Source organism: Clostridium cylindrosporum DSM 605 (genome assembly GCF_001047375.1).
Lineage (GTDB): Bacteria > Bacillota > Clostridia > Clostridiales > Caloramatoraceae > Clostridium_AB > Clostridium_AB cylindrosporum.
This window is the reverse complement of sequence record NZ_LFVU01000026.1, coordinates 38,034-52,144: the sequence shown is the minus strand read 5'-3', so window position 1 is coordinate 52,144 and position 14,111 is coordinate 38,034. Positions and strand designations below refer to the sequence as shown.

The 14,111-nt window shown below is 32.5% G+C and carries 19 protein-coding genes; 1 reads left to right on the top strand and 18 read right to left on the bottom strand.

The window, feature by feature from the left end; translation table 11 throughout:
* Positions 1 to 5: 5 nt before the first annotated feature.
* The 17 genes from CLCY_RS07180 to CLCY_RS07110 form a co-directional block, all read right to left on the bottom strand.
* Complete coding sequence (locus tag CLCY_RS07180; RefSeq protein WP_048570447.1) at positions 6 to 284, bottom strand: DUF4190 domain-containing protein; 279 nt, start codon at positions 282 to 284, stop codon at positions 6 to 8.
* 102 nt (positions 285 to 386) lie between these two features.
* Entirely contained in the window at positions 387 to 983 is a 597-nt protein-coding gene (locus tag CLCY_RS13995) for a B12-binding domain-containing radical SAM protein (RefSeq protein ID WP_242844952.1), read from the bottom strand.
* Positions 984 to 1,025: 42 nt separating this feature from the next.
* Positions 1,026 to 1,658, bottom strand: a complete 633-nt coding sequence (locus tag CLCY_RS13990; RefSeq protein WP_242844951.1) for a B12-binding domain-containing radical SAM protein — start codon at positions 1,656 to 1,658, stop codon at positions 1,026 to 1,028.
* 319 nt (positions 1,659 to 1,977) lie between these two features.
* Complete coding sequence (locus CLCY_RS14090; RefSeq protein ID WP_278336152.1) at positions 1,978 to 2,112, bottom strand: hypothetical protein; 135 nt, start codon at positions 2,110 to 2,112, stop codon at positions 1,978 to 1,980.
* A 109-nt stretch (positions 2,113 to 2,221) separates the two neighbouring features.
* Positions 2,222 to 2,656: a hypothetical protein gene (locus CLCY_RS07170; protein WP_048570446.1), complete on the bottom strand. Its 435-nt coding sequence runs from the start codon at positions 2,654 to 2,656 to the stop codon at positions 2,222 to 2,224.
* A 163-nt stretch (positions 2,657 to 2,819) separates the two neighbouring features.
* Entirely contained in the window at positions 2,820 to 3,260 is a 441-nt protein-coding gene (rplI, locus tag CLCY_RS07165) for a 50S ribosomal protein L9 (protein ID WP_048570445.1), read from the bottom strand.
* Entirely contained in the window at positions 3,238 to 5,247 is a 2,010-nt protein-coding gene (locus tag CLCY_RS07160) for a DHH family phosphoesterase (protein WP_048570444.1), read from the bottom strand. The genes rplI and CLCY_RS07160 overlap by 23 nt, the downstream gene beginning before the upstream one ends.
* A gap of 26 nt (positions 5,248 to 5,273) precedes the next feature.
* A complete protein-coding gene (locus tag CLCY_RS07155) occupies positions 5,274 to 6,230 on the bottom strand; it encodes a DUF2232 domain-containing protein (RefSeq protein WP_048570443.1) in 957 nt (318 codons plus the stop codon).
* 50 nt (positions 6,231 to 6,280) lie between these two features.
* Positions 6,281 to 6,610, bottom strand: a complete 330-nt coding sequence (locus CLCY_RS07150) for a MazG-like family protein (protein WP_048570442.1) — start codon at positions 6,608 to 6,610, stop codon at positions 6,281 to 6,283.
* A gap of 294 nt (positions 6,611 to 6,904) precedes the next feature.
* The gene (rpsR, locus tag CLCY_RS07145) at positions 6,905 to 7,150 is read right to left on the bottom strand and encodes a 30S ribosomal protein S18 (protein ID WP_048570441.1); all 246 of its coding nucleotides are present in this window, start codon (positions 7,148 to 7,150) and stop codon (positions 6,905 to 6,907) included.
* A gap of 30 nt (positions 7,151 to 7,180) precedes the next feature.
* Complete coding sequence (locus tag CLCY_RS07140; protein WP_048570440.1) at positions 7,181 to 7,639, bottom strand: single-stranded DNA-binding protein; 459 nt, start codon at positions 7,637 to 7,639, stop codon at positions 7,181 to 7,183.
* 19 nt (positions 7,640 to 7,658) lie between these two features.
* On the bottom strand, positions 7,659 to 7,943 hold the full coding sequence (gene rpsF, locus CLCY_RS07135; protein WP_048570439.1) for a 30S ribosomal protein S6: 285 nt from the start codon (positions 7,941 to 7,943) through the stop codon (positions 7,659 to 7,661).
* Positions 7,944 to 8,041: 98 nt separating this feature from the next.
* Positions 8,042 to 8,242 carry a DUF951 domain-containing protein gene (locus CLCY_RS07130; RefSeq protein WP_048570438.1) on the bottom strand — a complete coding sequence of 67 codons (201 nt, stop codon included), beginning with the start codon at positions 8,240 to 8,242 and terminating at the stop codon, positions 8,042 to 8,044.
* A 3-nt stretch (positions 8,243 to 8,245) separates the two neighbouring features.
* Positions 8,246 to 9,097 carry a mechanosensitive ion channel family protein gene (locus tag CLCY_RS07125; RefSeq protein WP_048570437.1) on the bottom strand — a complete coding sequence of 284 codons (852 nt, stop codon included), beginning with the start codon at positions 9,095 to 9,097 and terminating at the stop codon, positions 8,246 to 8,248.
* Between the two features lie 119 nt (positions 9,098 to 9,216).
* Positions 9,217 to 9,474 carry a putative Se/S carrier protein gene (locus CLCY_RS07120; protein ID WP_048570436.1) on the bottom strand — a complete coding sequence of 86 codons (258 nt, stop codon included), beginning with the start codon at positions 9,472 to 9,474 and terminating at the stop codon, positions 9,217 to 9,219.
* 3 nt (positions 9,475 to 9,477) lie between these two features.
* Positions 9,478 to 10,083 carry a sulfurtransferase-like selenium metabolism protein YedF gene (gene yedF / locus CLCY_RS07115; RefSeq protein ID WP_048570435.1) on the bottom strand — a complete coding sequence of 202 codons (606 nt, stop codon included), beginning with the start codon at positions 10,081 to 10,083 and terminating at the stop codon, positions 9,478 to 9,480.
* Positions 10,084 to 10,279: 196 nt separating this feature from the next.
* Positions 10,280 to 11,677 (bottom strand): membrane protein, encoded by a 1,398-nt coding sequence (locus tag CLCY_RS07110; protein WP_048570434.1) that lies wholly within the window; start codon positions 11,675 to 11,677, stop codon positions 10,280 to 10,282.
* 282 nt (positions 11,678 to 11,959) lie between these two features.
* Here CLCY_RS07110 and CLCY_RS07105 point away from each other — a divergent pair, with 282 nt between their 5' ends.
* A complete protein-coding gene (locus CLCY_RS07105; RefSeq protein WP_048570433.1) occupies positions 11,960 to 12,811 on the top strand; it encodes a protein-tyrosine phosphatase family protein in 852 nt (283 codons plus the stop codon).
* 153 nt (positions 12,812 to 12,964) lie between these two features.
* Here the strand turns inward: CLCY_RS07105 and CLCY_RS07100 are convergent, their stop codons facing one another.
* On the bottom strand, positions 12,965 to 14,059 hold the full coding sequence (locus CLCY_RS07100; protein WP_048570432.1) for a hypothetical protein: 1,095 nt from the start codon (positions 14,057 to 14,059) through the stop codon (positions 12,965 to 12,967).
* Between the last annotated feature and the right edge of the window lie 52 nt (positions 14,060 to 14,111).

Genomic DNA, 14,111 nt, shown 5'->3' with positions numbered 1-14,111 from the left:
TTACATTACTTAATTATTTTAAAAGACTGACTTATAGCAGGAGTATTGCTAAATAATACATATCCAACTATAAGAAGTACCTGCACACATATAGCAATAATGCTTATAATCCTCCCTGCAATAGCTATACCCATACCCTTTTCTTCTCTATCAACTATTTCTTTAACAGATATAAAAGATAAAGCAAATCCTATAAATGCAGTTATTATCCCAATGAATGGCAGAACAAATGATAATATACTTATCGTCAGCGAAGTTATCGCTTTACTGTTAAACTTTTTCACACTAAAACCTCCTAAATGAACACCTTTTATATACTATTTATCATTTGTTTGTTTTGTTTAATAATAAATTAATCTAATAAATAAAATAAACTTAAACCTACATTAAATCGCCATCCAGTAACCTAGATTAATTATAAAGTTATAAATTACATTAGTCCTAGATACCCTCATTCTCTTTATAAATGACCTTAAGGAATAAAACTTTCTTCTAAACCTCATATATCCGTCAAATAACTCATCAGCTGTCATGTTCCTTGGCTGAAACACTACTGATGTTTTGCTATTATAGTATGTCCAATTCTCAGTTAATAATCTCCCCTCTTCTCTTAACTGATTGTATATTGGTGTTTTAGGAAATGGGGTTAGTATACTTACTGTAACTCCATCAATTCCAATCTCTTCACAGGCATCAAGGGTCTTATCAAATATATCCTTAGTATCTGTATCAAATCCAAAAACAATACCTGCTTGTACTAATATTTTATTTCTATGTATCTTTTCTATTATGCTTTTATAGTCTCCTGTTTTATTAAGGGCTTTATTTACACCTTTTAGTGTATTATCTGAAAAGGATTCTAATCCTACAAATAGATATTTACATCCTGCACTACTTGCTGCCTTTAGTAGTTCATCGTTGTTGCAATCACCAATTGTAACCTGTGCTGCCCATCTTTTATTTAACTTCTTAAGTTCACTCATTAACCTTAATGCATACCTTTTATCTGCAAAGAAATTATCATCCTAGAAAACAAAAAACTTAGATGGAATAGCTCTTATTTCTCTTATAACCTCATCTATAGGACGAGTTCTAAACTTATCTACGTATATTTGTTTTAGGTTACAATAACTACAGTGATTTGGACAACCTCTACTTGAAATAACAGCCCCTTTAAATATACTAAAACGGTTAAGTAAGTCCCATCTTGGCATAGGAAGATCTTTAAGGCATGCAGCACCCTCTGATACATACTTTTCTTTATAATCCCCAAGATAAAAGTTATTTAGAAATCTTGGCCATGTTTCCTCACTTTCACCTATAATTAAAACATCTGCAAATTTTTCTGCCTCCTCAGGCAAAAGTGTTACATGGGGACCCCCTAAAACTACAACACTTCCACTTTTCTTAAACCTTCTAGCCATTTCATAACAATGATTAGCATTTGGAGTGTTTACTGTTATACATACTAAATCAAAACATTTGTCATATGGAATCCTGTTATTATATTCATCTATCAAGGTTATTTCGTATCTTTTTTCATCTATATATCCTGCTAAATAGGGAATAGTTAATTGAACAAAGTTATTAAGTTGCTTCCTTCTAAACTTTCTAATTTCAATATTTTCAGGCTGAATTAGTAATATCTTTTTCTTCATAAAACCACTCCAAACTACATTGCGCTTCCTTATTTTTCCTAATTATACCATATAAATATCTGCTTACTGTTTATTATTTTCATCATTATACCTAGCATATTTTCCAAGTATGTGTCAAATAAGCTAAATTAAATATATTTCCTGGGGAATATTATATTGAATAATAAATCAAAATAGCTAGAGGCTAGTAACATTTTTCTGTTACTAGCCTCTTATAAAAATAATGTCTGTTCTATTAGTTTAGCTATAAATAGATACACGATCTACATATCAACGACTCATTTCATAACTAACTTCAAATAGAATCACCCCTTGTATATTATTTCGAGTTCTTCTTTATATATATCCTTAATGCCTTAATAACTAAAAATAAAGTATAAATTCCTAGGCCCATAAGGACTAAATTAAGAATAGTTACAATTATAGTAGCCGGACTTAGTGCAAGACTTACCATTACAATCCCTCCTATTTTCCCCATTGTAGCACACATACTATGTAGAATTATGCTAGATTATATGCCTAACTTTTTATCACTAAGTATTATTAAATAGATACTACTTACTCTAAAACTCTGTGCTTATACTTACTCCATCATTACCCTCAAATGGGTCCTTGAGAAATTCTCTTAGTATTAAAAACATTTCATTATATGTTTCATCGTATATATCATCTGATGTAAAATGCCTTGAATACATTAGAATTCCATCTGCATCAAGAGTTTGAACATGATGAATACCATGTTTAATAATAAATAACTCCTTAATCTCATTCTCTTCTAATGTATTATTTCTAAGTATCATCTGTAATTGATAGTCAGCTTCGAAGGCTACAAACTCTGGAAGCTTTCCCTCTCCAATCATCTCCAGCAAGTGAGTTAAATACTCATTTGAAAACCTATTTTCTAGCCTTTTAAATTCCATATTAAAAAAACCTTCTCTTAATAACCTATCTATTAACTTAGCAAGGGCTACAAAAACCCCATGAAATTTAGAAGCCATAATCCTCTCCCCTAAAAATATCTTTTATAATATACTACTATGAATTTTCTTTTCTATACATTTATTATTCAAATACTCTTATGGTGCTAATCTACGCACTACCTTCATCAAAACGAAAAAAAGACTGATAAAGCATCTGCCTTATCAGTCTTCATATATCATATTAAGAAATGCTTACCTTAAGCTTTCCTACAACCTCTGGGTATACCTTAACCTCTGCTGTATAAACACCAGTTGTCTTTATAGCTTCCTTAATGTCAACCTTCTTCTTCTCTACCTTTATTCCATGTTGTGATTCTAATGCCTCAGCTACATCCTTAGCTGTTACTGAACCAAATACTTTACCGTTATCTCCTGTCTTAACCTTTAGAGATACTGTAAGCTCTCCAATTTTTTCTGCTAGAGCCTTAGCTTCAGCAAGCTCCTCTGCCTTAAGTTTGGCTTCCTTTGCTTTAATAAGTTCAAGACTCTTTATATTTCCTGGTGTAGCTTCGATTGCTAGCCCCTTTGGGAATAGGAAGTTTCTTGCATATCCATCAGATGTGTTTATAACTTCACCTTTTTTTCCTGAACCTTTAACATCAGCTTTTAGTATTACTTTCATTTTTGTCAGCCTCCTCTTCTAGATATTTATCTATAGCATTTTTTAGTATATCCTTTGCCTCTCCAATTGTTGTATCAAATAGTTTAGCACCTGCAATAGTCATATGCCCACCGCCACCAATGCTTTCTAGTATTACTTGTACGTTTATATCTCCAAGTGAACGGCCACTTATAGTAACGTTATTACCAGTAGGTGCTAGAACAAATGATGCCTCTATACCTTCTATCTTCAGAAGCTCGTCTGCGGCTTGAGGTATAGATAGATAGTTCTTAACCCCTGTGGTATGACATACTATTGCTATTTTGTTTTTAACCTTTGCACTTGCTACTATTTGGGATCTTTCTACATAGGTCTCAAAGTCATCTGCTAGAAGCCTTTTAACCTCTATAAGGTCAGCACCCATTCTCTTTAGATATCCTGCAGCTTCAAATGTTCTAACCCCTGTTTTAAATGCAAAACTCTTAGTATCCATATATATACCAGCCATTAGAGCCTGTGCCTCTGCTTCTAAAAGTCCTGGCTTTTCGCTCATGTACTGTATAAGTTCAGTTACTAATTCACAGGTTGAAGATGCATATGGCTCTATATAACTTATCGTTGCATTATCTATAAAATCTACACTTTTTCTGTGATGATCAATTATAAATATATTTGAAACTCGATCTAATATATCTGGAAAATCAACAAAACTCTTTCTGTGTACGTCTACTACTATAATTAGGGGATCTTTAATCAGCCTTTGTACTACTGCATCATGATTAATAAATACATCCTCATATTCTTCTATTTCTAGAATCTTTTTTAACATCTTATCTATAGAAGTGTTAGATTTACTTAAAAGTATATGAGCCTGTTTACCTCGAAGCTTGCATCCTCTATACATACCTACAGCAGCTCCTAGGGAGTCAAGGTCAGGTATATCATGCCCCATTATTATAACTTCGCTACTTTGATCTATAAGCTGTGTAAGTCCATGGGCCATAACCCTTGCCTTAACCTTGGTTCTTCTTTCAACTTCCTTAGATTTACCTCCATAGAAGGATAGCTTATCCTTATCCTTAACTACAGCTTGATCCCCGCCACGACCTAGTGATAGATCCTTTGCCGCTATAGCATATTGGTGTACATCATAAAGTGTGTCTCCATTTAAACCTATACCTATACTTAAAGTAACAGGTATTTTATTTCCAGCATCTATTTCACGAATTTCATCAAGAATATCAAACTTCTTCTCGATAAGTTTATCAAGGTACTTATTTTCGAATATAATTATATACTTACTATCATCATATTTTCTTATTACTCCATCTAGAGATGTTGCGAAGTTATTTACATGTTTGTCAACTTCAGCTATAAGTGCTGGTCTCATATTTTCTTCTGTACTTTTAACAACTTCATCATAATTATCAAACTCTACTAATGCCACAATAGACTTTTCCTTATTATGCTTATTAAGTAATTCATAATAATCACTTTTATCTATAAAGTAAAGTATGAATAAAAACTTCTTATCCTCTTTATTAGGATCTAATTTTACCTTATTAATTAGAATGTTATATATTTTGTCTTCAATTAAAACGTCATTAATTGACTTTTCATCCTTATGAACTATCTTTTTAACGTTAAAGTCTTTTATTACTGTTGTAATATTCTTCCCATATACGCTTTGAGATGCTATTCCTGTAAATCCTTGATTGCCCCAGATTACCTGCCCCTCTGAGTTTACAATAGCAAGTGGTAGTGGAATTTGCGATAGGGTATTACGCCCTGCAATATCTATATCTGAGGATATATCCTCAACAAATCTACCCCACTGATCATCTCTAAGCCTATTGCTTTTAAGATTATATACTGATAGAACCGTAAAGGCTATAATTCCTATAACCCCAACAAGTAAATCGTAATATATAACTACTAAAAGAAGCAAAGCAATCATAACCATATATACCTGCGTCTTTGGAAAGAACCTTTTCATTTTATTATCCATAAAAAACCTCCGATTCTTGGAGACAGTTATTTTTTTCGTCTTATTGATGCTCTCTTGTTATCTAGCGCTCTAAGGTTAAGTGCATATTCAATTAAACCAATAAATATTAGTACATTTTGTAGAGTCATAAGCACTACAAATACTATAATCCCAATTAAAGGATTCGGAAAGCTAAATTTCTTAAGATAATAAGAAATAGTCGATAAAGCATTTATAGTAAATGCCATTAAAAAAATAATTCTAATAGTATAACCTACAATACTTAGCTCCTTTGACTCAAAAATCATGACCCCGAAAAGTAGAATCATAAGGGGATAGGCGATTCTTGATTGTAGATACCAATTACTAAACTCCTTAACAGGCTCTATGACAAAACCAAATCTTTTTAGAATTTTCTGTGTTACTAAATAATATATATATGATAAAACGCCCATAGTAACTATAGATATACCCGGCATAGCCATTAAAAGATATGTCTTTAAGTCATCTAAATTTATACCCGCTGTTAAGGTTTTATCTACTCCAGATTCTTTTAGAGTAGCTAATGATGCCTCCATAGATTTTATAACAGTGTCTACACTACTAGCCATTAAATCTACACCTGTCATAAAAGTAAATAGCTTGTAAAAAACACCTACTGAAAGTAATGTTATTAATGAAAGCATCGCGATTGATGTTATGCTATTGAATTTTTTAGTTGATGTATATCCTAATACAAGCCCAACTACTGCATTTAAGAATAAAAATCTTAATGACCATGTTGGTCCCAAAATAAAGGTTAGTAATATTGTTGTTACCGCTGTAGAAACTCCAGCATATTTTCCCCCATACTTTAAGTATATTACAACAATGGGTAAATGTACCCCTAATATAACTAAAATATCAATAATAGGAATATATGTAGATATTACATACAGTACAACAGTTATAGCACTAAAAAGTGCAGTTCCTACTAACGCCTTTGTACTGCTTTGTGATTCCATTAAATTCCTCCTTAAGCCTAAAATTTAGACTTATAATGCTAGATAAGTTTCTATTCTTGTCTTCCATCTCTAATATATGATATTAAGCTAGTGTAATCCTGACATAGTCTATCTGCACCATTATCCTCTAAAAGCCCTACCTTTAACTTATCCATTATCCTCTTATCTATTTTATCATAACTTATTCCAATACGCTTACTTATAAGATAGGAACATATAATAATATCTGCCACTTCATCTATAATTTCATCATTATAAGCTGTATTACCCTTAGACTTATTCATAGTTGCAAAAAGGTCTGCTACGAATCCGATAAGATATGTTTTGTAGCCATCTATTGTGTTCATATTTCCAATAATATCGAAATTTTCATTATTCAATTTTATTATCCCCCTAAGCAATAATATAATTCTATTAAACTTATGCTACAATATAGCCTAGTGTTTATCAAGGCTTATTAAGGCTTATTTAAGTTTTTAAAATATGTATATTTTATATTAACTAATTAAAAATACAGTTATATACTATATTCTACAGGGGATAGGGATATCCTTCACTAAAATAATTAATAAAAACGGTCTAAATGTAGTCAATAGCCTTTATTAACTATATTTAAACCGCTTAAATACCTTATAGGATAAAAATAAAAAATGCCTCATAACTGAGGCATTTAATTATTCTGTAGTGAATGGAAGTAGTGCTACGTTTCTAGCTCTCTTGATTGCTATAGTAAGCTCTCTTTGGTGCTTAGCGCAGCTTCCAGTGATTCTTCTTGGAAGAATCTTTCCTCTTTCAGTTACATACTTCTTTAGTCTACCGATATCTTTGTAATCAATAGCTGCTGATTTATCTGAACAGAAAGCACATTGTTTTTTCTTCATTCTTCTTTGCTTTCCGTTTCCTCTTCTAAAGTCTGCCATCGTTTTCCCTCCTTACCTTATTGAATTAGATTAAAATGGAATCTCTGTGTCATCTGTAGGGAAAAAACCATCAGAATTATCTGGTTCGAATAGTCCACTTCCACCTTGTGGTGTAGCTTCTCTATTGAATGAATCTCCTCTATGGGCCTGAGGTGATCCACCTTCTTTATTACCCCAATCTAGAAATTTAACTTCCTCTGCAACTATTTCTGTTACATATCTGTTAGAGCCATCTTGAGCTTGATACTTTCTAGTTTGGATTGAACCTGATACTGCACAAAGTCTTCCCTTAGATAGGTTATTAGCTACGTTCTCTGCTAGCTTTCTCCAACAAACTATGTTAATGAAATCAGCCTCTCTTTGACCGTTTTGTGAAACATAGTTTCTATCAACGGCTAATGAAAAAGTGGCAACCGCATTTCCCGCTCCTGGAGTAAATCTCAGTTCTGGGTCACGAGTTAATCTGCCTATTAAAAATACCTTATTCATTAAAACACCACCTTGGAAATTAACCTTGCTTTACTACCATATGTCTAACAACGCTATCAGTAATTCTCAGAATTCTATCTAATTCCTTAGGTAATTCTGGATTAGATGAGAAATTAACTAGATAGTAGAAACCTTCGTTGAAATCGTTGATTTCGTAAGCAAGTCTTCTCTTACCCCAATCGTCAACGTTGTCAACTACTCCGCCGTTACCTTCGATAACGCCTTTAGCTTTTTCAAATGTAGCCTTAACCTCTTCTTCTGTAAGGTTAGGTGCTACTACTAGTATTAGTTCGTACTTATTCATTCTCTTACACCTCCTCCCCTTGGACTATCGGCTCGATAATTCGAGCAGGGATACAACAAAGAACATAATATCACAAAAAACATTTTATGGCAATAGAATTATTCTCCAGTCTCTGCTGACTTAACTACTTTCTTAACTGACTTTTCAAACTTAGCTCTAGGCAGCATTACTATTCGTTCACAACCTGTGCACTTTATCTTAATGTCAGCTCCAAGCCTTATTACTTCCCATGTCTTACTTCCACATGGATGACCTTTTTTAGTTTCTACAATATCATGTAGATTAAATTCCTTTACCAACTTCTATGACTCCTTTCTATCAACAAAAACCATTTTTTGATAAGGTGCCTTAATACCCTCTTTATCAAATTCCACCTTAACTCTATGTCTAATCTCTACCTCTGCATTCCATTGTTTCATAGGAATAGTCTTTGCAACTATTCTTAAGGTTACAAATGTTTCCGTTATGTTAACAACTCCAATTACAGTAGGTCCATCTGTAATGTATTCACAGTCCTTCTTAATTTCCTCAGCTACCCTATTCATAACAGCTAATATATTATCTAAATCCTCAGTATTAGAAACCTGAATATCTACTAGGGCTCTCATATCTCCTCTAGACTTGTTAGTAACAGTTAGTATGCTACCATTCGGAATTATATGTAAATCTCCTGAAAAGTCCCTAATCTTAGTTATTCTAAGACCTACAACCTCAACTACTCCTGACATAAGGCCTATTGTAACATAATCTCCAACAGCGAACTGATCCTCAAACAGTATAAAGAACCCTGATATTACGTCCTTTATAAGACTTTGTGCCCCAAGACCTATAGCCACACTGGCTGCCCCTGCTACAGCTAAAATTGTTTGCATTTTTATACCAAGGGTTTGAAGCGCTGAAATAATCGCTATAAAGTAAACAACATACATTGTTACATTTTTTAAAAGCTCTGCTAGGGTTTTTCTTTTTTGCTCACTTAACTGTATTCCTATTTTCTCCTGGTGTTTAAAAATGTTACCTATTAACTTTTTAATAATACTAGTTATAATCTTTGCCAAAATAAATATTATTATTATCATGACAATATCCCATAGAACTTGTATTATTTTTTCGTTTTCCAGGAGGATCTTATTCATCATTAGTTTTATGTCCATATATTAACCTCCTTAAGTAAATTGTCTTATTATGCTTTCTATTATTATAACATTAAAAAAAGTGTATAAAAAAGACCTATATAATCCTAAATTGTCAGGATTATATAGGTCCAGGCTGTTTACATCTCTTTAAATGTTTTATTACTTCCAAGTCCTTCAAAAACATACATCTTTTTAGTTCTTATAGATTTGTCCTCTATAAGTTCCTTAATTATATCTATGTTTTCATATGCAGTTTTAACGGAAAGGCCACAACTAAGTGTTATCTCCCTTGGAGTTGGTATTATCTGATGAGCTAATTCTTTACCCTTAAGAACTGATTCAGTTTGCATAGCAAAGTTTACGCTTTCAAAGGTAATAACTATGTATTTATCCATAACTTATAAACTAATAACCTTTCCTGATTTTTGAAGGTGTTCAATAATCGTATACATATTAGTGATTCCTCCAACAAGAAGCTTATCCTTAAGTTCATAGAAATCTAGACATGTTCCACAGGAAAGCACTTCAACTCCCTTAGACTCTAGTTCCTTTATAGTGTCTATTACATCTGAACCCTCTGTTGTAAGCTTAACTCCACCGTTTACAAATAACATAGCTGATGGAAGTTTACTTTCAGATAGAGCAAACATAAAGCTTTTCATAAGAGCTTCTCCAAGCTTGTCGTCGCCTTTTCCTAATTTATCACTTGAGAAAAGAATAACATCACTACCTATATTAACTAGAGATTTATCATCTACTATTTTTTCCTCAACCTTATTACTTAAACCTTCGCTTACTACCTCAGTTACTATAGAAAAATATCCATCCTTCTCATTCACAGTAAATCCTACACCTTGACCTGAAAGAAATTTTGATACATTTTCCCTAGCAACTTCATTATCAACTAATACCTCAATTACTTGACCCTTTTCTTGATCTAAAGTCTTTTTTGTATTTATAACAGGTTTTGGACATTCAAGTCCTCTGCAATCTATTGTTTTCATCTAAAGCTTCCTCCCTTATATTTCTATATTCTTAATATAACAAACCATATAGTAATATTTCAAATAATACATGGGTTATTTTGTAATTTATTCAACACTTTTTTCTATATATATCAACACATATATAGAGATTATATATTTATTATTTTAAATAGTTGTAGGTAAAGGTAGCCCTAGAGACTACCTTTTAATAGATTTACATAATAAACATTGCTACTATTGTTGTTACAACTAACCCAATTATAACAGGCTTAAAATTTCGCCTTGCGAGTTCAAATGGGTCAACACCACATATAGCAGCTGCTGGAATAACAGCCCAAGGTACTATTGTTCCTCCGCCAACCCAAATTCCAGCTATTTGACCAAGAGCTGTAAGTGTTGCAACTCCAGATTTTATTGCTGATCCAAATAGACTTGCTATAGAACCTGCTAGGTTAATTCCTGAGAAACCAGAGCCATCTAAACCTGTTATAGTACCTACAGTAGTAAGTGTTACTGCTGCTGCTGGTTTACTAAGTGGAACAATATGAGCTAGTGCAACTCCTAAGTCATTAACTATACCATGGGAGGCTTTCGGAAGAACTTCACCAAATATAGTAGTTATCGCTGAGTCTCCAAGATAGAAAAATGCTGCTATTGGAATTATAGGACCAAATATCTTAAAAGCAAATTGTAATCCTTCTATTAAGCAATCTGTTATTTTCTCCATTCCCTTGTCTTTTTGTGAAATTATAGAGATTAAAACTAACATAAAAACTGCAGTCCCTCCTATAAGGGCTGTAGCATCTCCTCCTTGAAGCTTTGCAAAATACATTATAGCAATATCTCCTAGGAAGAGTACTAGCATTAGTAATGCTAGCCATTTTCTCGTCTTAAGTGATAATGTTTTTTTCTTTGAATCTTCATCCTTAATTAAATCCTTTAGTATAGTGTCATCTACAGTTAGGATTCCCTTTTTCATATCTCTTCTAAGCATCCAAAATGCTGAAACAGTGGTTACTAATCCCATTACAATAATTAATGGTACTGTAGCGGACACTACATCACTAACAGGTATACTCGCAGCGTCTGCTGTTATCTTAGGTGCACCTTGGATTATAAAGTCACTAGATAGTGCAATACCATGACCAAAAAGGTTCATCGCAACTGCTACACCTATTGCAGGTAACTTTACATTGATTGCTACAGGAAGTAAAACTACTCCTAAAAGTGCAACAGCTGGTGATGGCCAGAAAAACCATGATATTACCATCATCAAGATACCTATAATCCAATAGGCCTGTGAAGGTGTTTTAATCATCTTTGTGAAGGGACTTATCATAACTTCATTAATTCCTGTTTCTAGTAAAATTTTACTCATAGCCGTTATTACAGATATAATCAAAATAACACCCATAAGTTCCTTGGTTGCATAGATAAAGCTGTTAAAAATGCCCATTACCCCTTGATATACGGAGTCTGTAGCAAATAGCCCAAGAAGAAATATACCTACTATACAAACCAAGCTTGTATCACGTTTCATAACCATAACTACAATAATCAGTAAAATGAAAATTAAATAGATCCAGTGTAATGTTCCAAGTTCAATATCCATAGGATCACCCCTTCCTCAAAAACTGGTATACATTTATATTATGTAAATATATAAAAAATCGTTCTTTATATATTAATAGTTTGAAAACATTAGGTGAATTTTCAAACTTCATATAATGCAAAATGTAAAAAAATACATATATACCAGTTAATTCTTTAATGAGAAAGATGGATTAACTTTTATAAATAAAATGAATAAGTTCTTAACCTTAGAAAAATACTAATAGATATATACCTTTATAAATTAACTTTATTATATATATAATATAAGGAGTATTATGTTATGAACTTATTTAAGAAATATACTAAAATACTAGCCTTAATGGTTATTATGACTATTTTCTCTACTGTAGCATTACCAAATATAGTAGATGCAAGCAATGATCAAAAATATGAAAACAATCTAATTCTTGATAATGAATCTAAAAATGAATTACCTTATAAATATAGAATTATAAATTCATTAAAGATTTCTGGAAGTTCTCAAATTAATCCTAATCAAATTAAAAATATGAAAGCTAATATAAAAAACTCTCAAATATTTATAGTTGATTTAAGAGATGAACTACATGGATTCATAAATAATTCTCCTGTTAGCTTCTATGAACCTAATAAGGATTTAACTAAAGACCTTAGCACTAGTAAAATACTAGCTAATGAAACACTAAGACTAGCTTCGATTCCAAAGGGAGATAAACTAACATTACATTCAAGAAATGCAGGTTATTCATCTAGTGTATTTATTGAGTCAGTTTTATCTGAATCAACAGTAGTTAGAAATAACAATCTTATATATGTAAGATTTGCATCTAGCAATGAAAATATTCCGAGCATTAAAACAATCGATCAGTTTGTATCCTTTGTAAAATACCAAGTACCAAATACCCACCTTCACTTCCATTGTGATAATGGTGAATATAGAACAACATTATTTATGTCTATGTACCAAATGATGAAAAACAAAAATAACTTACCACTTAAAGAAATACTAGATTATCAATATAAAATAGGTGGAATATCACTACTAGATAATCCTAATAAGGAAAAATTCCTAACTAGCTTCTACAAGTACTCTCTAGAGAACATTAATACTAACTTTAGAGTACCCTACTCTCAGTGGATAAAAAATCAATAGATAAGTGCCTATGATAAGTTAAATTATCATAGGCACTTTATTTTAAAATAACTTTTTCAACTAATTTAAAATAAGTAAGTTGCCCCACCTAGAAATTCTAAGTGAGGCAACCTCTCTATGCTAATAATAAATTACTTGAATGCTGTATACTTATTAAGATAATGAACTTGGGCTTGATTGGTTACCTAGAGCTCCTGAGTCAACTATCCCATTACTTTCTAGTCTCGCCTTTTCACTTTCAGATGTTACACCAGCGTCAATTACTCCATTTGAATATGGAGAGCTTGATAAACTACTTGTAAGTGATGCATTTACTCCACTTGAAAATGAAGAGCTTGGTACACTACTTGTTAGTGAAGAACTTACTCCTCCACTTGATAATGAAGAACCTTGCCCACTAACTGAATTAACAGCTGAGTCAATTATTCCATTTGACATTGATTCTCTGCTTTCACTACTTGATGTTATACCTGAATCTAGGACTCCATTTGCGTATTGTGCCCCTAGAGCTCCTGCATTTAATGCTGAGTAAGCTCCGCCATTTGATAGTGATGAAGTTGATCCACTTGATAGTCCTGCGCTACTTGTTAGTGAAGAATTTACTCCTCCACTTGATAGTGATGAACCTTGAGAACTACCATATGCTCCTGAATCAATTATACCATTTGAGAATGAAGCACCTTGACTTCCACCTGATTGTGATGAAAGTGAATTAAAGCTTGCTAGTGCTGCATATGGAGAACTTGGAACTCCACTTGGTATTGAACTTGATAGTGAGCTTGATGAACCTGATATACCACTTGTTAATGAGCTAGATGCTCCACTTGATAGTCCTGTTGCACTACTTGTAAGTGATGCATTTACTCCAGCTGAATTCATTACGCTTTGTCTACCAGAATTAATTGTATCTTGCATATATGAACTATTTAATCCAGCGTTACCGCTTTGAACAAGGTTTTGAGCTGATCTTTTAGCTGATTGCTCTCCGCTTGTCATTTGTACTCCACCAAGAGATTGTGATGAAAGTGAAGATCCACCTTGTGAAGTTAGTGCTCCTTGTAGATACCCACTTTGTGCTCCTTGTGATAATGAAGAAATACCAGCACTATTTGATAAAGCTGAAGGTGATTGTGAATACTTTGATCCTTCAGATATAGCACTTTGTGCTCCACTTGTCATTTGTGGAGAACTTAGTGATGCTCCATTTGATAATCCTTGGTTAGATGAATTTGTTTTATTTGAATTCATAGTGATACCTCCAAAAATTAAATTATTTTTATGATGTTAATATCTGTCTTCT